Below are 18,158 nucleotides of genomic sequence, written 5' to 3' on the forward strand. Positions count from 1 at the left end.
CGGTCAGTAGCGGACGCCGCTCTGCAGCAGCGGCGGGTACACAGTGGACGGTTCGCCGTCGACCGTCGCGCCCGCGTACTGCAGCATCGCCCGCTGGGCGCCGTGCATCGGGGCCGGGTAGTCCAGCTCCGGCGCCGACACCTCGTCCAGGGTCGCCAGCTGCGCCGGCGTCAGCGTCACGTCCAGGCCGGCGAGGTTGCCGGTCAGGTGCTCCAGCCGCCGCGCCCCGACGATCGGGACCACCGTTGCGCGCCGCGCCCGCAGCCACGCCAGCGACACCGCCGCCGACGTCGTGCCGGCCTCCTCCGCGATCGCGGCGACCGCGTCGATCACCGCGAACTCCGCTTCGGACGGACCGCCGACGAACGCCGCGCGGGCGGAATCCGGCGCCGAAGCGCCCCGCCGGTACTTGCCGGACAGGAACCCGTTCTTCAGCGGGCTCCACGGCACCAGGGCCAGCCCCTGGTCCAGCGCGAACGGCGCCAGCTCGCCCTCGACCGTCCGCGCCAGCAGCGAGTACTCGACCTGCAGCGCCACCAAGGGCGTCCAGCCCCGCAGCAACGCCGTCGTCTGCGCCTGCGCGGTGACCCACGCCGGCGTGTTCGAGAACCCGACGTACCGGATCTTGCCCGCGCGGACCAGGTCGTCGAGCGTCCGCAGCGTCTCCTCGACCGGTGTGCCGCGGTCCCAGTTGTGCAGCCAGTACAGGTCGAGGTAGTCCGTCTGGAGCCGCCGGAGCGTCTCGTCGAGCTGGGCGATGATCGACGCGCGGCCGGCGCCGCCGCCGTTGGGGTCGCCCGGGAACATGTTGCCGAAGAACTTCGACGCGAGCACCACCCGCGCCCGCCGGCCCGGGTGGGCGGCGAAGAAGTCGCCGAGGATCTTCTCCGAATGCCCGTTGGTGTAGAAGTTCGCCGTGTCGACGAAGTTGCCGCCGAGGTCCAGGTAGGTCGCGAGGATCTTCTCCGACTCCGCAACATCGCAGCCGGCGCCACCGGGATCCGTCCCGAAGGTCATCGCGCCGAGCGCGAACGGGCTGACGCGGAGGCCGGACCGGCCCAGGGTGACGTAGTGGTCGAGTGGCACGAAACTCTCCTTGCTCAATGGTTTAGTGCACTCAGGAAACCGCGAACACCCTGCTCATCGGTAGACCGATCGTTGTCACCTCTTGCACAATCCTCTCGGCTTCGGTTGTCTGGACGTGTGCTCGACGAACTCCGCGACCTCGTCGCCCGGCACGCGCACGGCGACCTGCACACCCCGGTACCCGGCCTGCTCCTGTCCAGAGTGGACACGAGCGAGCCGCACCACTCGCTCGCCGAGCCGCTGCTGGTCGTGATGGCCCAGGGCGGCAAGCGGCTGCTGCTCGGCGAGCAGGTGCACGAGTACCGCGCCGGGCAGTACCTGCTGGTCGGCACCGACCTGCCGGTGACCGGCCACTTCGTCGGCGCCACCCCGCGGACGCCCGCGCTGGGCCTGGGCCTGGCGCTGCGCCCCGCGGCGATCGCGCCGCTGCTGCTCGGGGCGCCACCCCGCACGCCACCGGCGTCGCCCATCGCCATCGGGGACGCCGGTCCGGAGCTGCTCGACGCGGCGCTGCGGCTGCTGCGGCTGCTCGACCACCCGGCCGACGCGCCCGTCCTCGCGCCGCTGGTCGAGCGGGAGATCCTCTGGCGGCTGCTGACCGGCCCGCACGGCGGCCTGGTCCGCCGGCTCGGCCTCACCGGCAGCGGCGCCGCCCACGTCGGCCGCGCGATCCGGTGGATCCGGCACAACTACGCCGAGCCGATGCGGATCGGGGCACTCGCGCACCTGAGCGGGCTGAGCGCATCGGCGTTCCACCGTCACTTCCGGACGGCGACGGCGATGAGCCCGCTGCAGTTCCAGAAGCGCATCCGCCTGCAGGAGGCCCGCTCGCTGCTGCTGGCCGGCGCGGGTGACGTCGCCGGCGTCGGGCACCTCGTCGGCTACGACAGCCCGTCGCAGTTCAACCGCGAGTACCGTCGCCTGTTCGGCGCGCCGCCCGGCCAGGACGCGACGCGCCTGCGCGAAGCCGCCACCGCCGGGCCGCAGCTGCCCTGAGGGGTCCGATCCGTTCAAGACCGCCGTGCGACGCTGGCGGCATGTCCGTGAACCTCCCCGCGGCGGCGTCCTTCATGGCGACGCACGCCCGCCTCCTCGACCGCCGCCGCTTCGACCTGCTCGGCGGCGCCACGAACGCCGACGCCGTGCTCGCCGCGGTCGACGGCTACCGCAACCCCGACGGCGGCTACGGCTGGGGCCTCGAGCCGGACCTGCGGGCCCCGGAAAGCCAGCCCGGCGGCGCCCTGCACGCCTTCGAGGTGTTCGAGGAGATCGCCCCGGACACGACGCCGCACGCGGCGAAGCTCTGCGACTGGCTGGCGACGGCGTCCCACCCGGACGGCGGCCTGCCGTTCGCCCTGCCGGTGGCGGACCCGGCCGGCTGCGCGCCGTTCTGGGTCCAGGCCGATCCGGCGGTGGCCACCCTGCAGAGCACCGCGTTCGCCGCCGGCGTGGCCCTGCGCGTCGCCCGCCACGATCCGGCCGTGCGCGACCACCCGTGGCTGACCGCCGCGACGCAGTACTGCTTCCGCGCGATCCGCGAGCTTTCCGCGCCACCGCACGCGATCGCGTTGTCCTTCGCGGTCCGGTTCGTGGACGCGGCCCACGAGCTCCACGCGGAGGCGCCCGCGTTGCTGGACCACCTGGCCGCGTTCGTCCCGGCCGACGGACTGGCCCCGGTGGCCGGCGGCGCCGACGGCGAAACCCTGCGCGCCCTGGACTTCGCGCCGCTGCCGGACCGCCCGGCCCGCGCGTTGTTCGCCGACGGCGTCGTCGACGCCGAACTCCGGCGGCTCGCGAACGAGCAGCAGGACGACGGCGGCTGGCGGGTCGACTTCGCGAGCTATTCACCGGCCGCGGCCCTCGAATGGCGGGGTTACGCGACCGTCCGTGCGGTGTCGGTGCTGCGGCGTCACGGACTCGCCTGATCTGCTACACGGGAGGCGCCGAGGTTCACCCGGCCGTGGGGTGTCCGGGGTGGACGGCCGCCGGCACCTTCCGGGGCACCCGGCCGAACCCGTACTGTAACCGGCGGAACCGGTTCCCGGAGGTGGAGCATGTCGTCGCGCAACCCGTTGCGCTGGTTCGCCCGCTGGGCGGACTGGTTCGAGGAGCGCGGCGTGTACGTGCCCGGCGAAGAGAGCCGCGCGGTCGACCCGATCCGGGATTTCGGCTGGCTGATGGCCGCGTGGGTGGCCGGCGTCGCGATCTTCATCCTGTTGTTCGCGCTTGCGGTTTAAGTGGCATGTGGCCAGAGATTGTCACCAGCCGTGCCGTTCCGGTCACGGATTGGCCACGGGGCGGCACCAGGTGCGCGACAACCCCCGGTCGCGCCTCGTAACCACGCGCGATCACGGCCAGAGTGGAGCGGGTTCGCCCGGCATCCCCGTTTGCCGAACGGCACCCCGACCCGCCGACTGGAGTACCCGCGATGGCGCTCGCGCGCACGTGCAAGATCATGTTCACCTCAGGACTGCTCGGCCTGGCGGTGGCGTGCGGGGTCCCTGCGGCGCACGAGGGCACCGCGGCCCTCGGCGCGGGCGGCTCGCCCGCGGGGGCCGGCGCGTCGGCCTCGCAGGCGGGCAACGACCTCAAGTTCGGCGCCGACCACCGGTTCCCCAGCGGCCTCACTCTCTCCGTCGGCTCCCCGACGTCGTTCCGGCCCAGCCCGTCGGCGTACCCGCAGAGCCCGCGCGGCGCGGCCTTCGACGTCGAGCTGACCAACGACGGCTCGACGACGTACAAGCTTTCGGGCCTCACGGTCACGGCCACCGTGGCGGGGGCGGCGGTCAAGCAGGTCGTGGACACGACCCAGGGCTTCACCGGCATCACCGACGCGGGCAAGGACGTCCTGCCGGGCCGTTCGGTGCACCTCACGCTGGCGTTCGCGGTGCCGCAGGAGCAGACGCAGCTGCGGCTCCAGCTCCGCCCGAGCGCGACCGAACCCACCGCGGTCACCTATTGTGGCCCCGCCTGAGGGTCCGCCGTTAGGCTCGGGGCATGACCGAGCGCCTTTCCCCGGGTGACGAAGCCCCGGACTTCACCCTGCCCGACAGCACGGGCGAAGAGGTGTCGCTGAGCGACTTCCGCGGCCGTTCCGTCGTCGTGTACTTCTACCCGGCGGCGAGCACCCCGGGCTGCACGAAGCAGGCCTGCGACTTCCGCGACAACCTCGCCGAGCTGAACGGCGCGGGTTACCAGGTCGTCGGCATCTCGCCGGACAAGCAGGCGAAGCTGGCGAAGCTCGTCGAGAACGAAGAGCTGACGTTCCCCCTGCTGGGCGACCCGGACAAAGGCGTCATCGAGGCATGGGGCGCGTGGGGCGAGAAGCGCAACTACGGCAAGACGTACATGGGCGTCATCCGGTCGACGTTCGTGGTGGACCCGGAGGGCAAGATCGCCAACGCCTGGTACAACGTCCGCGCGACCGGCCACGTGGCGAAGCTGATCCGGGACCTCGGCCTGGCCTCCTGACCCACCCGATCACCGGCCTGCTCCCACCCCGTTCCGGCGGTTCGAGGGTGGGAAGCAGGCGGAAGGTGGCTCCGGGCGATCCGGCCCGGCGTCGAACTCCGTCAACCCAAGTCCCGCAGCGCAGGCAGCAGAAGCCGGAGGGCCAATCCTCGGTGTGAAGCGGCGTCCTTCTCCGCCGGCTCCATTTCCGCCGACGTCCGCCCCTCCCCGTCGGGCCGGAAGATCGGGTCGTAGCCGAACCCGTTCGTCCCGCGCCGCTCCCGGATCAGCGTTCCCCGCCACTCCCCGCGGACCACCGTCTCCTCCCCCGACGGCAGCACCAAAGCCGCGGCGCAGACGAACTGCGCCCCGCGCCGATCGTCCGGCACATCCCGCAGCTGCCCCAGCACCAGGTCCAGGTTCGCCTCGTCGTCCCCGTGCCGCCCGGACCACCGGGCCGACAACACCCCCGGCATCCCGTTCAGCGCATCGACGGCAAGCCCCGAATCATCGGCAATGGCAGCCAATCCGGTCGCAGCGACGGCGTCCCGGGCCTTCGCCACCGCATTGCCTTCGAAGTCCGGTGCCGTCTCCGGTGCTTCCGGGAACGAAGGCACATCGGCAAGCCCGATGACCTCGACGCCGGAAAGCCCTTCTGCAGCAACGATCCGCCGCAGCTCGCCGAGCTTCTTCTCGTTGCGCGTGGCCAGAAGCAGCTTCGTCACTTCGCGCCCTTCTTCTTGTCCGGACGCGGCTCCGGCAGCTCACCCGGGTACGGCAGCGCCAGCGCCTCGTTCTGCAGCCGGGTCAGTTCCGCGCAGCCCGCCAGGGCCATGTCCAGCATCGTGTCCAAAGTGGACCGGGCAAACGTCGCGCCCTCGCCGGTGCCCTGGACCTCGATCAGCGTTCCCGCGTCCGTCGCCACCACGTTCATGTCGACCTCCGCGCGGGAGTCCTCCTCGTACGGCAGGTCCAGCCGGACCCGGCCGTCGACCACGCCGACGCTCACCGCCGCCACCGAGGACGACAGCGGCTGGGGGTCGTTGAGGCGGTTCGCCGCGCCCAGCCAGGTGATCGCGTCCGCCAGGGCCACGTACCCGCCCGTCACCGCCGCCGTGCGGGTGCCGCCGTCGGCCTGGATGACGTCGCAGTCGATGACGATCGTGTTCTCGCCCAGGGCCGCCAGGTCGATGCACGCGCGCAGGGAGCGGCCGATCAGGCGGGAGATCTCGTGCGTGCGGCCGCCGATCCGGCCCTTCACCGATTCGCGGTCGCCGCGGGTGTTGGTCGCGGACGGGAGCATCGCGTACTCCGCCGTCACCCAGCCGAGGCCGGACCCGGCCCGCCAGCGCGGCACCCCTTCGGTGACGCTCGCCGCGCACAGCACCCGGGTGTTGCCGAATTCGATCAGCACCGACCCGGCCGGCCACTGCTGGAACCCCCGGGTGATCTTGATGTCGCGGAGCTGGTCGTCGGTCCTGCCATCTTTACGAGCCACGGGTGCACTCTATGACCGCCGTTCAGACGTCGTAGACGGCACCCTGCTTGACGACCTCGGCCCCGGGGAACCCGGCCGACGCCTCGGCCAGGACCGCGCCGGCGTCGGTCCACGGCGCGATGTGCGTGAGCAGCAGCCGCCCGACGCCGGCGTCGCGCGCCAGCTCGCCGGCCTGCTTGCCCGACAGGTGCACCCCGGCCGGGCGCTCCGCCGAGTCCGTCCACGACGCCTCCGCGAGCAGCAGGTCCACGCCGTCGGCGAGCTCGTTCAGCGCCGGGCAGGGCCCGGTGTCGCCGGTGAACGCCAGGATCCGGCCACCGTAGGAAATTCGGAGGCCGTACGCCGGCGTCGGGTGGTCGACCTCGACCGCGACCACCTCGAACGGCCCGATGCGGAACGGCTCGGGCCGCAGCGGGTGGAAGTCGTAGACGTCGGACAGGTCCGTGGTGGCCCGCTCGGTCTCGTTGGGCGCGTACGCGTTCGCCAGCCGGACGGGAGCGTCCGGCGGGGCGTACAGCGGCAGCAGGCGCGGCCGGGCCGGGTACGGCGGCGCCGGGTGGTAGCGCCGCAGGACGGTGAGCGCGCTGACGTCGGCGCAGTGGTCCGGGTGCAGGTGGCTGAGCACGAGAGCGTCGAGGTCGAACGGGTCGGCCACGGCCTGCAGCTGCGCGAGCGTGCCGTTGCCGAGTTCGAGGCCGAGCAGGAAGCCCTCGGCCTCGAGCAGGTAACCGGACGCGGCGGCGTTCGGCCCGGGGATGCTGCCGGAGCACCCGAGGATGGTCAGTCGCACGACGACACCCTAAGCGCCCGCACGGCCGTTCACGCGGTTGTGGGAGCGAGGACACCCGGGGCGAAGCCCATGAAGCGCTGCGCGAGCCGGGTGAACGGCTCCGCCGAGCCGGTGGCGAGGAACTCGTGCCGCGGCGCGGTCTCCCGCGCCGTCAGCAGGTCCCGCTCGGTCAGCACGCGCACGAGGTCCTTGGCCGTCTCGTCCGCGCTGCTGACCAGGGTGACTTCCTGGCCCATCACGATCTGCAGCACGCCCTGCAGGAGCGGGTAGTGGGTGCAGCCGAGCACGAGCGTGTCGACCCCGGCGTCGAGCAGCGGCTGCAGGTAGCCCTGCGCGAGCCCGAGCACCTGCCGCCCGGTCGTGATGCCCCGCTCGACGAAGTCCACGAACCGCGGGCAGGCGACGCTGGTGAGCGTGATGCCCGGCGCCGCGGCGAAGGCGTCTTCGTAGGCTCGCGACCGCACGGTGCCTTCGGTGCCGATCACGCCGACGCGGCCGGTGTGCGTCGCGACGACGGCGCGGCGCGCGGCGGGCAGGACGACCTCGATCACCGGGACGTCGTAGCGCTCGCGGGCGTCGCGCAGGCAGGCCGCGGACGCCGTGTTGCAGGCGATCACCAGAGCCTTCACGCCGCTCTCGACGAGCTCGTCGAGCGCCGCGAGGGCGTAGCTGCGGGCGGTGGCGATCGGGAGCGGGCCGTACGGGTTGTGCGCCGTGTCGCCGACGTAGCGGAGCTGCTCGGCGGGGAGCTGCTCGAGGATCGCGCGGGCGACCGTCAGCCCGCCGACGCCGGAATCGAACACACCGATCGGGGCATCAGCGGGCGAAGGTGTCACACCTCGAGGTTACCCGGGACGGGCTTGCGGGACCGGCGGGTGGTCAGCCAGGCCGCGAGGACGCCGGCCAGCGCACCGAAGAGGTGGCCCTGCCAGGAGACGCCGGGGTTACCCGGCAGCAGCCCGGCCAGCATGCCGCTCCACACGCCGAGCAGCACGACGGCGACGACGATCTGCCCCGCCGCGCGGTTGAACAGGCCGCGGACCAGCAGGTAGGCGAGCCAGCCGAAGGCCAGCCCGGACGCGCCGACGGTGACGCCGTCCGAGGGCCCGAGCAGCCACACGCCGAGCCCGGAGACCACCCAGATGATGGCTGTGACCAGCGCGAACCGGCCGATCCCGGCGGCCATCGCGAGGAAGGAGAACACGAGCACGGGCACGGTGTTCGCGAACAGGTGCGACCAGCCGGCGTGCAGCACCGGCGCGAACAGCACGCCGTCGAGGCCGGACAGCGCCCGGGAGTGGATGCCGCCCTGGTCCAGGTCGCCGGGCAGGATCACGTCCACCAGCTCGACCAGGTAGAGCAGCAGGGTGAACGACAGTGCCACGATCGCGGCCGCCGGCGGTTTCGGCGGCAGCACGCGCTTGGCGACGTCGGTTTCCGGGGCGGGGTTCAGTGTGCTCACGTCTTCGAGGCTACGACGGGCCGCGGCCCCGCCACCTCGGGTGAAATCCCTGATCCGGGAGTTTTGTCGGTGCCCGCCGCTAGCGTGGCGGGCATGGGGAACTTCGACGTCACCGGATACCTGCAGCGGCTCGGCCTCGACGCCGAACCGCCGAGCGCGGCCGCCCTGCGGCGGCTGCACGCGGCCCACGTGGAACGGGTGCCGTACGAGCCGCTGGAGATCCAGCTCGGGCGGACGACGCCGCTCGAGCCCGCGGCCTCCCTGGCGCGGATCCTGCAGGGCCGCGGCGGGTACTGCTACCACCTCAACGGCGCGTTCTCGGAGCTGCTGCTCGCCCTCGGCTACCAGGTCACGCGCCACCACGGCGGCGTGCAGGGCGACCCGGCGGACGAGCCGCACGTCAACCGCAACCACCTGGCCCTGACCGTCACCGGCCTGCCCGGGGACCCGTCGGCGGCCTGGCTGGTGGACGCCGGGCTGGGTGACGGCCTCCACGAGCCGCTCCCCCTACGGGAAGGCACCTACGTCCAGGGCCCGCACACCTACCGGCTGCGGCCGTCGGAGGTGGCGCCGGGCGGCTGGCGGTTCGACCACGACCCCTCGGGCAGTTTCACCGGCTTCGACTTCGCGCCCGGTCCCGCGCAGATGGCCGACTTCGCCGAGAGGCACACGTTCCTGTCGACGGCGCCGGAGTCCGGGTTCGTGCGGGTCTGCGTCCTGCAGCGGCGCGACGCGACGGGCGTGGACAGCCTGCGCGCGCTGACGCTGAACCGCCACGGCGCGAAGGAGCTGATCGGCTCACCGGCCGAATGGTGGGCGGCGGCGGGTGACGTCTTCGGCATCCCGGCGGCGCAGTTCACTGCGGAGGAGCGCCAGCGGCTGTGGCGGCAGTGCGTCGCCCAGCACGAGGCTCACGTCGGCGGCAAGGGCAGCGAGGTGGTGCCCAGCGCGTAGGCCACCGCCGCGTCGGCGTGCAGGCGGGTCGTGGGGAACGTCGGCACCGGCGAGTCTTCCGGGCCGACGAGCAGCTCGATCTCGGTGCACCCGTAGACGACGCCCTCGGCGCCGGCGTCGACGAGCCGCGCGATCACGCCGCGATAGGCCTCGCGGGACTCGGGCTCGACGACGCCGAGCACCAGTTCGTCGTAGATGACGCGGTGCACGAGGTCGCGGTCTCCGGCGCCGGGCACGAGCACGTCGAGCCCGTGCGCGGCAAGGCGGTCGCGGTAGAAGGGCTGCTCCATGGTGAACCCGGTCCCGAGCAACCCGACACGGCGGATCCCGGCGGCCTTGACGGCCGCGGCGGTGGCGTCGCCGAGGTGCAGCAGCGGAATGCCGAGCCCGTCTTCGAGCTGCTCGGCGACCTTGTGCATGGTGTTGGTGCAGAGGACGACGAAGTCGGCGCCCGCCGCCTCGAGGGCCTTGGCGGCCCGGTTGAGCTCGGCCCCGGCGTCGTCCCAGCGACCGCCGGCCTGCATGGCTTCGATGGCGGCGAAGTCGACGGAGTAGAGCACGGTGTGCGCGGAGCGGAAGCCGCCGAGGACGGTTCTCACGCGTTCGTTGACGAGCCGGTAGTACTCGGCCGAGGATTCCCAGCTCATCCCGCCGAGCAGCCCGATGACCTTCATGGGACCAGGATGCCTAAGCCCAGAGCTGCCCGTCGAGCCGCTCGGCCGCCTCACCACGAGCCGCCACCTTCTCCAGCGCCGGCGCCGGCGCCGCGCCCGTCGAACTCACGAGCCGACCGGGCCGCCCCCGAACCCCCAGAAGCCGCCGCAGCTCAAGCCCAGAGCTGCCCGTCGAGCCGCTCGGCCGCCTCATCGAGTGACCCGGCGTAAGCCCCCGTGGACAGGTACTTCCACCCGGCGTCCGCCACGACGAACGCGACATCCGCCGCCTCGCCCCGGGCCGCCGCCTTTTCGGCCACCGCCAGGGCCGCGTGCAGTACCGCGCCCGTCGAAATCCCCGCGAAGATGCCCTCGTGCTCCAGCAGCTCCCGCGTGCGCCGCAAAGCGTCGTACGCCCCCACCGAATAGCGGCCGTTGAGCACCGAAGCGTCGTACAGCTCCGGGACGAATCCCTCGTCGAGGTTGCGCAGGCCGTACACCAGCTCGCCGTAGCGTGGCTCGGCCGCGATGATCTGGACGTCCGGCTTCGCCTCGTGCAGGTAGCGGCCGACCCCCACCAGCGTTCCGGTCGTGCCGAGGCCGCCGACGAAGTGCGTCAGCGTCGGCAGGTCCTTCAGCAGCTCCGGCCCGGTTCCGCGGTAGTGCGCGTCGGCGTTGGCCGGGTTGCCGTACTGGTAGAGCATCACCCACTCGGGGTTCGCCTTCGCCAGCTCCTTCGCCCGCCGGACGGCCTCGTTCGAGCCGCCCGCGGCCGGGGAGAACACGATCCGGGCGCCGTACGCCTGCAGCAGCTGCTTGCGCTCGGTCGAGGTGTTCTCCGGCATCACGCAGACCAGCCCGTAGCCCTTGAGCTTGGCGGCCATGGCCAGCGAGATGCCGGTGTTGCCCGACGTCGGCTCCAGGATCGTGGAGCCGCGCCGCAGCTTGCCTTCGCGCTCGGCGGCTTCGATCATGGCCAGTGCGGGCCGGTCCTTGATCGAGCCGGTCGGGTTGCGGTCCTCCAGCTTCGCCCACAGCCGCACGTCGTGCGTCGGGGACAGCCGGGGCAGCCCGACCAGCGGGGTGCCGCCGAGCGCGTCGAGCAGGGACTCGAAGCGAGCCATCGATCAGCCACCGGCCACGGCGGGGAGGATGGTCAGCGTGTCGCCGTCCTTGACCTCGGCCTCGAGCCCGCCGGCGAAGCGCACGTCCTCGTCGTTGACGTAGACGTTGATGAAGCGGTGCAGCTTCTCCTCCTTGACCAGGCGCGCCTTGATGCCGGCGTGCCGGGCCTCGACGTCGTCGATGACCTCGAGGACGGTCGCGCCCTTCGCCTCGACGGACTTCTCGCCGCCGGTGTGGGTGCGCAGGATCGTCGGGATGGAGACGGTCACGGCCATGGGTTCTTACCTCCGGTGGGTTCTTACACGCAGACGCCGTCGGCGCGGCGGTTTATTCCGACAGGTCAGTCGACGATCTCGACCGGCTCCTCGGTGATCTCGGCGTCCACGATCCGGTACGACCGGAACTCGTGCACTTCGGGGTCGCGGGTGGAGACGAGCACGTAGTGCGCGTCCGGCTCGGCCGCGATGTTCGCGTCGGTCCGCGACGGGTAGGCCTCGGTCGCGGTGTGCGAGTGGTAGATGACCACCGGCACCTCGTCGTTCGCGGCCATCTCGCGGTAGAGCTTCAGCAGGTCGCCGGAGTCGAACTCGTAGAACGTCGGCGACCGGGCCGCGTTCAGCATGGGGATGAACCGCTCGGGGGAATCCGAGCCCTCGGGCCCGGCGATCACCCCGCACGCCTCGTCGGGGTGGTCACGACGGGCGTGGGCGACGATCTCGTCGACGAGGTCACGGCGGATCCGGAGCACACCGACATCTTAGGTGGTGGACAAAGCGGGTCCAGATGATGAGATATACCGCTCACCAGCCGTTCCCGGGATACTGGGCCGATGCCGTTGTCGTCGAAAGTGCGCGACCGGTGCCGGAGGTACCTCGGTACGGACGAGCGGATCCAGTACGTGATCCCCGCGATGTCGCTCTACGTGCACCGGATGCGCGCCCGGGTCGGCTTCCTGATCATGGTGACCGACCGGCACGTCACGCTCCTGGCCTGCAGCCGCTGGACCCTGAACCGGCCGAAGCAGATCTGGGAACGCCTGCCGCGCAGCACCGAGCTGGGCCCGCTGGAGATCCACCCGTCGCTGGGGCCGATCCTGTCGGTCGCCGGGCTCGACCTCGAGATCGACGAGGAGTACGTCGCGTCGGTCCGCGCGGCGAACCTCGAGGCCGGCGGCGACGCCCTGCCCGAGGACCCCTACCCGGGTGGCTGACGGGGTCAGATCTCCAGGAACACCGGCACGTCGTCCCGGGACAGGGCCGCCGTGGCGACGTGGCTCTCCAGCGCCTGGAGCCAGGCGAACTTCGTTTCGGCGCCCCAGCGCGTCGAGAACAGCTCGTCGACCGGCACCTCCCAGCGCGGCCTCCGCAGGTACGCCGACTGGGTGTGGGCGAGCACGAGCCGCAGGTCGCGGGCGCCCGCGAGGTCGAGCTCCAGCTCGGTGCCGCCGGACCACGCCTCGAGCACCCGGGTGAACGCCGCCACCACCTGGGCGCGCATCGCCGCGCCGTGCCGTTCCCGGAAGGCCGCGCTCGGCTTGCGGTGCCGGTAGGCGTCCGGGAACAGCGTGGTGTCGGTGATGCCCTTCCGCCCGGAGCCGTCCAGGCGGGACGCGACGTCGGAGAGCATGCGGTGCAGCACCGACGCGGTGTTGGGCCCGAACGCGATCCGGGTGCGCCCGGACCATGCGGTGATGTGCGCGAAGTCGGTCACGGGGCCGGCTCCAGGGTCGCGCGCAGGCCGCGGACCTGCAGGGCCGCGACGAAGTTCTCCGCCGAACCGGCCGGCAGCGGGTCGAGCCCGGCCGAGCCGGTCGTGTGGATCCGCTCCGCGGCGGCCCAGGATTCCTCCGCCGGCAGGTCGAGGAGCTCCGCCAGCACCAGCGCCACCCCGGCGAAGCTGTTCACGTTGTCATCGTGGATCCGGACGACCCACTTTTCGTCGAGCTGCACCCCGGGTTGATCCGAGCCGGGCAGCTCGGCGTTACGCGAACGCTTCCGGCCAGACGTCCCGGTAGGCCGGCACGCCGCCGGCCGTGGTCGCCGCGAGCAGGCCGTGCACCATCGCCCGCGCGAACACCCGGGCCGCCGCCGAGCACAGCGCGTCGAGGGCCGCCGGCCGGGCCGCCGCACCGAACGGGGCGGTCGCCTCCGGCAGCTCGCGCGCGCCCGTGGCCAGCGCGAACACCGTGTCGCCGTCGAACATCGAGTGCGCCGGGCGCACCGCACGCGCCAGCCCGTCCTGCGCCGCGACCGCGATCCGCCGCGCCTCGGCCTTGGCCAGGGCCGCGTCGACCGCGACCACGCCGATCGTCGTGTTGAGGTCCGTCCGGCGGGACGGCAGCTCGGCGGCCCGCGAAGGCCACTTCACGCCGAAGTCGCCGTGGTCGGCCGCGTACGCCCGGCCCGTCGAGAGGTCCACGGCCTCGCCGGCCGCGTTGACCGCCGCCAGCGCCCCGACCGTGTACTCGCCGACGACCTCGCTCGCCGAGCCGATGCCGCCCTTCAGCGACCCCACGGCCGCCCCCGCGCCCGCGCCGACCGTGCCCTGCGCGAAGGAGGCCGAAGCCGCTTCGCACGCCGCGTAGCCGAAAGCCGCGTCGGGCCGGTTGCCCCACTCGCTGCGTGGCAGGTCGAAGAGCACGGCCGCGGGCACGATCGGCACGACCTCGTGCGGCTGCGTCCCGACCGGAAAGCCCAGGTTGCGCTCCGCGAGCCACCGCATCACGCCGTCGGCCGCGGCCAGGCCGTACGCCGACCCGCCCGAGAGGCACACGGCGTTGACCCGCTGCACCAGGTTCTCCGGTTCGAGGAGATTCGTCTCCCGCGTGCCGGGCGCGCCGCCGCGCTGGTCGACCGCACCGACCGCGCCCTCGGGGACCAGGACCACCGTCGTCCCGGTGGCCCAGCCGCCGCCGACCCGCTCGTGGTGCCCGACCAGGACACCCGGCACGTCGGTGATCATCCCGTCAGCGCCTGGATCAGCGTCTCCTGCACCCAGGTCAGCCAGTGGTAGACGCCCAGGTGCGGCGCGCGCGGGTCGTCCTCGGGCAGCTCGTCGGGCATGTCCTCGGTGACGTCGAGCGCGGTGCCCAGCGCCAGCCGGACGTCGTTGAGCGCGCCCAGCCAGGCGTCGGCCTGCTCCTCGGTCAGCCGGACGTGGCCGCCGTCGCGGGGCAGCGTGTCGAGCACGATCTTGGCCACGCCGACCTTGATGTCGAGCAGCTCCGGCTCGTGCAGCGACCGCATCGCCGCGGAGGCGTCGATGTCTTCCCGCGACGGGTTGTCCGGGTCGAGCTTGTGGAAGTCCGGGAGCAGCCGCGACAGCACCGGGTCGTCCGGGGACTCGGTCGGCCCGGTCCGGATGCCGGTGAGCTCGGCGAGCTCGTCCTGCGGGGCCTCCTCGGCCCGCGCGGTGAGCATGTCTTCGAGCTGGCTGACCAGGCCGCGCAGCACGGCCGCTTCCTGCTGCTCGAACCCCGCGTGGATCACCGCGCCCTTGCGCCGCCAGCCGTTCACGAAGGCTGCTCCATGGTGGCCCAGAGGCCCGCCGCGTGGAGCTTCGCCACGTCCACCTCGACCTTCTCCTTGCTGCCGGACGACACGATCGCCTTGCCCTTGTGGTGCACGTCCAGCATCAGCTTGGTGGCGTGGTCGCGGCTGTAGCCGAACAGCTTCTGGAAGACGTACGTCACGTACGACATCAGGTTCACCGGGTCGTTCCAGACCACGGTCCGCCAGGGGGTGTCCGACTCGGCGACTTCCGCACCGGCCGGTTCGACCTGCGTCTGTTCGGATGCGACAGGCGTGGACATGCACCCCATGGTGTCACGGGGGTCACCGGGTACGCCGCGCCAGGTCCGGCCATGTGGGTGAATAGGCTTACCCCATGGGCTCACCGGAACCGGCCACGACCAGCACTGCGCTGCTCACCGACCACTACGAGCTGACCATGCTGGGCAGCGCGCTCGCCGACGGGACGCACGCGCGGCCCTGCGTGTTCGAGGTTTTCGCCAGGAGGCTGCCGGACGGCCGGCGCTACGGCGTCGTCGCGGGCACCGCCCGGGTCCTGGACGCGATCGCGGACTTCCGCTTCACCGACGCCGAGCTCGCGCAGCTGGAGGCGACCGCGGTCGTCGACGACGCGACGCTCGCGTGGCTGGCGGACTACGAGTTCTCCGGCGACATCGACGGCTACCCCGAGGGCGAGCTGTACTTCCCGGGCTCGCCGATCCTCACCGTCACCGGCTCGTTCGCCGAGTGCGTGCTGCTGGAGACGCTGGTGCTGTCGATCCTCAACCACGACAGCGCCATCGCGTCGGCGGCGGCCCGGATGTCCGGCGCCGCGCACGGCCGCCCGATCATCGAAATGGGCGGCCGCCGCACGCACGAGTACGCCGCGGTCGCGGCCGCGCGCGCCGCCTACCTGGCCGGCTTCGCGACGACGTCCAACCTGGAGGCCGGCCGCCGCTACGGCATCCCGACCCGCGGCACCGTCGCGCACGCCTTCATGCTGCTGCACGACAGCGAGGAGGCGGCCTTCCGCGCCCAGGTGGGCAAGATGGGCGCGGACACGACGCTGCTGGTCGACACCTACGACATCACCGCGGGCATCGAGACCGCGGTGCGCGTCGCCGGGCCGGAGCTCGGCGCGATCCGGATCGACTCCGGCGACGTCGGCCCGCTCGCCCGCCGCGCCCGCGAGCAGCTGGACTCCCTCGGCGCGAAGGACACCCGGATCGTGGTGTCCGGCGACCTGGACGAGCACGCCATCGCGGCGCTGCGCGCGGAGCCGGTGGACGCCTACGGTGTCGGCACCTCGGTGGTCACCGGGTCCGGCGCGCCGACCGCCGGCATGGTCTACAAGCTGGTCGAGGTGGACGGCAGGCCGGTCGCCAAGCGCAGTGCGCACAAGGAGTCCCGCGGCGGGCGCAAGTCCGCGCTGCGGCGCCACCGCGGCACCGGCACGGCGGTCGAGGAGGTCGTCTGGACGACGTCGGGGGCCGCGCCCGAGGCCGAGGCCAACGACCGGCCGCTGCAGATCCCGCTGCTGCGGGCTGGCCGCCCGGTGCCGGACCTGCCTACGCTCGACGACGCCAGGCAGCGGCTGCGCCGCGGCCTGGTCAGCCTGCCGTGGGAGGGCCTCAAGCTCTCGCACGGCGAGCCCGCCATCCCGACGCAGTTCTTGTGACCGACGCTGTCTTTGAGAGGGAGGTCGACCGATGGGGACCGCACTGATCGTGGTCGACGTGCAGAACGACTTCTGCGAAGGGGGTTCGCTCGGCCTGCCGGGCGGGGCCGCCGCGGCCGCCGGCATCTCCAAGCAGGCCGCCGAAGGTGGCTACAGCCACGTCGTGGCCACCCGGGACAACCACATCGACCCCGGTGACCACTTCAGCGAGACGCCGGACTTCAAGGACTCCTGGCCGGTGCACTGCGTCGCCGGCACCGCGGGCGCGTCGTTCCACGCCGCGCTCGACGTCGTGCCGATCGGCGAGGTGTTCTCCAAGGGCGAGTACAGCGCCGCGTACTCGGGCTTCGAAGGCGCGGCCCGCGACGGGAAGTCCCTGGAGGCGTGGCTGCGCGAGCACGACGTCACCGACGTCGACGTCGTCGGCATCGCGACGGACTTCTGCGTCCGCGCGACGGCCCTCGACGCGGCGAAGGCGGGCTTCGGCGTGCGGGTGCTGCTGGACCTGACCGTCGGCGGCTCGCAGCCCACCGTGGACGCGACGCTGAAGGACTTCGACGAGGCGGGTGTCACCTACACCGGCACCGCCGCCGTCGGCCCGGCCGCGTGAAGGACCTGCAGGCCGCGCTGGCGGAACACCGGCTCGTCGCGATCCTGCGGGCGTCGGACGCGTCCCGGTTCGCCGACGCGGCGATGGTGCTGCACGCGGCGGGCGTCCGCCTGCTCGAAGCGACGCTGACGACGCCGGGCGCGCCCGCGGCCATCACCGCGCTGCGCCTGGCGCTCGGCGAGGACGCGCTGATCGGCGCGGGCAGCGTCCGCGAGGCGTCCGATGTGGACATCGCGGTCGACGCCGGTGCCGCGTACCTGATCACGCCGACGGTCAACCCGGCCGTGCTCGAGCGGGCCGCCGCCCTGGACACCCCGGTGATCTGCGGCGCGCTGACGCCGACGGAGATCGACCAGGCGTGGCGGCTCGGCGCGGCCGCGGTCAAGGTGTTCCCGGTCGCGGCCGTGGGCGGGATCGCGTACCTGCGCGCGGTGCGGGCGCCGCTGCCGGACGTCCCGCTCGTGCCGACCGGCGGCGTCCACCTGGCCGACGTCGGGGGTTACCTGCGCGCGGGCGCGATCGCGGTCGCCGCGGCGACGCCGCTGCTGGGCGACGCGCTCTCCTCCGGCGGCAGCCTGCCGGACCTGGCCGCGCGAGCGGGCGAGTTCGTCGCGGCCGCCGCCCGCTTCACCACCGCCTGACCGGCGCTTTCACGTAAAGCTCCGCTTTGCACCGCAAAGCGGCACTTTCACGTGAAAGTGCCGCGCTACTTCTTGCCGAAGGGGTCGCAGGCGGCCGTGCCCAGGTAGATGTCCCCGCTCGCCGGGCCGCCCTGCGGGAACAGCTTGATGTGCACCGCGTGCGTCACCAGGCTGCCGTCGGGCGGCTGAGGGGTCACAGTCTCGTTCAGGGTCACCGTCGCCAGCGCGGTGCCCGCCGCGCCGCCGGGGATGACGATCCGGTGGTTCGGCGGGATCTGCGACGGCACGGTGACCCCCTCGACGGCGCCGACCGTCACTTCGCCGCCGCTGCCGATGTCGGTGGTCGCGCACTTCGCCGTGAAGGTGCGCACGGTGAGTTCCGGACCGCCGTAGCGCTGCAGCACGGTCGCCCGGAAGCGGCGTCCGGACGCCTGCGCGATCGCCGCATCCCCGGACCGCCCGCACCCGCTTTCGCCGGCGCCGAACACGGCGATGTCGCCCGTGGCACCGCCCTGCGACCAGCCGTTGTACGGGCCGTCGGCGGTGCACTTCGCCAGCTCACCGGTGACGATGTGCTCGTTGTCGATGGTCACGTCCACCGAGCCGGAAGCCGCCCATCCGGTGGACGTCACCGGGGGCGCGGCACCGAGGAGCGGCCCCGTCAGCGCCGTCACGGCCAGCAACCGAAATGTCCGCTTCCTG

General features: G+C 72.8%; 26 protein-coding genes. 10 read left to right on the top strand and 16 right to left on the bottom strand.

Annotated elements, in window-relative coordinates; all coding sequences use genetic code 11:
* Nucleotides 1–3: 3 nt before the first annotated feature.
* The gene (locus C2L59_RS04950) at nt 4–1,086 is read right to left on the bottom strand and encodes an aldo/keto reductase (protein WP_103348318.1); all 1,083 of its coding nucleotides are present in this window, start codon (nt 1,084–1,086) and stop codon (nt 4–6) included.
* A gap of 117 nt (nt 1,087–1,203) precedes the next feature.
* Between C2L59_RS04950 and C2L59_RS04955 the strand changes: the two genes are divergently transcribed.
* From C2L59_RS04955 to bcp, 5 genes are all read left to right on the top strand, one after another.
* Nucleotides 1,204–2,082: an AraC family transcriptional regulator gene (locus tag C2L59_RS04955; RefSeq protein ID WP_103348319.1), complete on the top strand. Its 879-nt coding sequence runs from the start codon at nt 1,204–1,206 to the stop codon at nt 2,080–2,082.
* Nucleotides 2,083–2,123: 41 nt separating this feature from the next.
* Complete coding sequence (locus C2L59_RS04960) at nt 2,124–3,011, top strand: hypothetical protein (protein WP_103348320.1); 888 nt, start codon at nt 2,124–2,126, stop codon at nt 3,009–3,011.
* A gap of 129 nt (nt 3,012–3,140) precedes the next feature.
* The gene (locus C2L59_RS04965; protein WP_020640913.1) at nt 3,141–3,323 is read left to right on the top strand and encodes a hypothetical protein; all 183 of its coding nucleotides are present in this window, start codon (nt 3,141–3,143) and stop codon (nt 3,321–3,323) included.
* A 191-nt stretch (nt 3,324–3,514) separates the two neighbouring features.
* Nucleotides 3,515–4,060: a hypothetical protein gene (locus C2L59_RS04970; RefSeq protein ID WP_103348321.1), complete on the top strand. Its 546-nt coding sequence runs from the start codon at nt 3,515–3,517 to the stop codon at nt 4,058–4,060.
* 23 nt (nt 4,061–4,083) lie between these two features.
* Nucleotides 4,084–4,557 (top strand): thioredoxin-dependent thiol peroxidase, encoded by a 474-nt coding sequence (gene bcp / locus C2L59_RS04975; protein WP_103348322.1) that lies wholly within the window; start codon nt 4,084–4,086, stop codon nt 4,555–4,557.
* 101 nt (nt 4,558–4,658) lie between these two features.
* Here bcp and rdgB read toward each other — a convergent pair whose 3' ends face one another.
* From rdgB to C2L59_RS05000, 5 genes are read right to left on the bottom strand one after another with little or no spacing between them, the layout of a single operon-like run.
* The gene (gene rdgB, locus C2L59_RS04980) at nt 4,659–5,261 is read right to left on the bottom strand and encodes an RdgB/HAM1 family non-canonical purine NTP pyrophosphatase (protein ID WP_103348323.1); all 603 of its coding nucleotides are present in this window, start codon (nt 5,259–5,261) and stop codon (nt 4,659–4,661) included.
* Nucleotides 5,258–6,034 (bottom strand): ribonuclease PH, encoded by a 777-nt coding sequence (rph, locus tag C2L59_RS04985; RefSeq protein ID WP_103348324.1) that lies wholly within the window; start codon nt 6,032–6,034, stop codon nt 5,258–5,260. The genes rdgB and rph overlap by 4 nt, the downstream gene beginning before the upstream one ends.
* A 22-nt stretch (nt 6,035–6,056) precedes the next feature.
* Nucleotides 6,057–6,824 carry an MBL fold metallo-hydrolase gene (locus tag C2L59_RS04990; RefSeq protein WP_103348325.1) on the bottom strand — a complete coding sequence of 256 codons (768 nt, stop codon included), beginning with the start codon at nt 6,822–6,824 and terminating at the stop codon, nt 6,057–6,059.
* Nucleotides 6,825–6,853: 29 nt separating this feature from the next.
* Nucleotides 6,854–7,660: a glutamate racemase gene (murI, locus tag C2L59_RS04995; RefSeq protein WP_103348326.1), complete on the bottom strand. Its 807-nt coding sequence runs from the start codon at nt 7,658–7,660 to the stop codon at nt 6,854–6,856.
* Complete coding sequence (locus C2L59_RS05000) at nt 7,657–8,286, bottom strand: rhomboid family intramembrane serine protease (RefSeq protein ID WP_103348327.1); 630 nt, start codon at nt 8,284–8,286, stop codon at nt 7,657–7,659. The genes murI and C2L59_RS05000 overlap by 4 nt, the downstream gene beginning before the upstream one ends.
* A gap of 93 nt (nt 8,287–8,379) precedes the next feature.
* On the opposite strand from C2L59_RS05000, the gene C2L59_RS05005 reads away from it, so the two are divergent.
* Complete coding sequence (locus C2L59_RS05005; RefSeq protein ID WP_103348328.1) at nt 8,380–9,240, top strand: arylamine N-acetyltransferase; 861 nt, start codon at nt 8,380–8,382, stop codon at nt 9,238–9,240.
* Here C2L59_RS05005 and C2L59_RS05010 read toward each other — a convergent pair.
* The 4 genes from C2L59_RS05010 to C2L59_RS05025 all read right to left on the bottom strand — a co-directional run bounded on the left by C2L59_RS05010 (nt 9,198) and on the right by C2L59_RS05025 (nt 11,766).
* Nucleotides 9,198–9,914: an aspartate/glutamate racemase family protein gene (locus tag C2L59_RS05010; protein ID WP_103348329.1), complete on the bottom strand. Its 717-nt coding sequence runs from the start codon at nt 9,912–9,914 to the stop codon at nt 9,198–9,200. The two genes, C2L59_RS05005 and C2L59_RS05010, sit on opposite strands and share 43 nt — an antisense overlap.
* 152 nt (nt 9,915–10,066) lie before the next feature.
* Nucleotides 10,067–11,017 carry a PLP-dependent cysteine synthase family protein gene (locus tag C2L59_RS05015; RefSeq protein ID WP_103348330.1) on the bottom strand — a complete coding sequence of 317 codons (951 nt, stop codon included), beginning with the start codon at nt 11,015–11,017 and terminating at the stop codon, nt 10,067–10,069.
* Between the two features lie 3 nt (nt 11,018–11,020).
* Entirely contained in the window at nt 11,021–11,293 is a 273-nt protein-coding gene (locus C2L59_RS05020; protein WP_004559268.1) for a MoaD/ThiS family protein, read from the bottom strand.
* A 65-nt stretch (nt 11,294–11,358) separates the two neighbouring features.
* On the bottom strand, nt 11,359–11,766 hold the full coding sequence (locus C2L59_RS05025; RefSeq protein WP_103348331.1) for a Mov34/MPN/PAD-1 family protein: 408 nt from the start codon (nt 11,764–11,766) through the stop codon (nt 11,359–11,361).
* Nucleotides 11,767–11,847: 81 nt separating this feature from the next.
* Between C2L59_RS05025 and C2L59_RS05030 the strand changes: the two genes are divergently transcribed.
* On the top strand, nt 11,848–12,228 hold the full coding sequence (locus C2L59_RS05030) for a hypothetical protein (protein ID WP_103348332.1): 381 nt from the start codon (nt 11,848–11,850) through the stop codon (nt 12,226–12,228).
* 5 nt (nt 12,229–12,233) lie between these two features.
* On the opposite strand, the gene C2L59_RS05035 is transcribed toward C2L59_RS05030, so the two are convergent.
* The 5 genes from C2L59_RS05035 to clpS are packed head-to-tail and all read right to left on the bottom strand — an operon-like array spanning nt 12,234 to nt 14,829.
* Entirely contained in the window at nt 12,234–12,728 is a 495-nt protein-coding gene (locus C2L59_RS05035; RefSeq protein WP_103348333.1) for a hypothetical protein, read from the bottom strand.
* Entirely contained in the window at nt 12,725–12,967 is a 243-nt protein-coding gene (locus C2L59_RS47365) for an ATP-dependent Clp protease adaptor ClpS (RefSeq protein ID WP_103348334.1), read from the bottom strand. The genes C2L59_RS05035 and C2L59_RS47365 overlap by 4 nt, the downstream gene beginning before the upstream one ends.
* 31 nt (nt 12,968–12,998) lie before the next feature.
* Complete coding sequence (locus C2L59_RS05045; protein WP_103348335.1) at nt 12,999–13,979, bottom strand: P1 family peptidase; 981 nt, start codon at nt 13,977–13,979, stop codon at nt 12,999–13,001.
* The gene (locus tag C2L59_RS05050; RefSeq protein WP_103348336.1) at nt 13,976–14,533 is read right to left on the bottom strand and encodes a DUF2017 domain-containing protein; all 558 of its coding nucleotides are present in this window, start codon (nt 14,531–14,533) and stop codon (nt 13,976–13,978) included. Before C2L59_RS05050 ends, C2L59_RS05045 begins: the two co-directional genes overlap by 4 nt.
* The gene (gene clpS, locus C2L59_RS05055) at nt 14,530–14,829 is read right to left on the bottom strand and encodes an ATP-dependent Clp protease adapter ClpS (RefSeq protein WP_103348337.1); all 300 of its coding nucleotides are present in this window, start codon (nt 14,827–14,829) and stop codon (nt 14,530–14,532) included. The genes C2L59_RS05050 and clpS overlap by 4 nt, the downstream gene beginning before the upstream one ends.
* A gap of 74 nt (nt 14,830–14,903) precedes the next feature.
* Here clpS and C2L59_RS05060 point away from each other — a divergent pair, with 74 nt between their 5' ends.
* Genes C2L59_RS05060 through C2L59_RS05070 form a run of 3 tightly spaced genes read left to right on the top strand, consistent with a single transcriptional unit; the run spans nt 14,904 to nt 17,456 of the window.
* On the top strand, nt 14,904–16,205 hold the full coding sequence (locus tag C2L59_RS05060) for a nicotinate phosphoribosyltransferase (protein ID WP_103348338.1): 1,302 nt from the start codon (nt 14,904–14,906) through the stop codon (nt 16,203–16,205).
* 31 nt (nt 16,206–16,236) lie between these two features.
* Nucleotides 16,237–16,815 (top strand): isochorismatase family protein, encoded by a 579-nt coding sequence (locus C2L59_RS05065; protein WP_103348339.1) that lies wholly within the window; start codon nt 16,237–16,239, stop codon nt 16,813–16,815.
* The gene (locus tag C2L59_RS05070) at nt 16,812–17,456 is read left to right on the top strand and encodes a bifunctional 4-hydroxy-2-oxoglutarate aldolase/2-dehydro-3-deoxy-phosphogluconate aldolase (protein ID WP_103348340.1); all 645 of its coding nucleotides are present in this window, start codon (nt 16,812–16,814) and stop codon (nt 17,454–17,456) included. The genes C2L59_RS05065 and C2L59_RS05070 overlap by 4 nt, the downstream gene beginning before the upstream one ends.
* A gap of 65 nt (nt 17,457–17,521) precedes the next feature.
* Here C2L59_RS05070 and C2L59_RS05075 read toward each other — a convergent pair whose 3' ends face one another.
* The gene (locus C2L59_RS05075) at nt 17,522–18,139 is read right to left on the bottom strand and encodes a choice-of-anchor P family protein (RefSeq protein WP_103348341.1); all 618 of its coding nucleotides are present in this window, start codon (nt 18,137–18,139) and stop codon (nt 17,522–17,524) included.
* Between the last annotated feature and the right edge of the window lie 19 nt (nt 18,140–18,158).

Source organism: Amycolatopsis sp. CA-128772, assembly GCF_002904295.1.
GTDB lineage: Bacteria > Actinomycetota > Actinomycetes > Mycobacteriales > Pseudonocardiaceae > Amycolatopsis.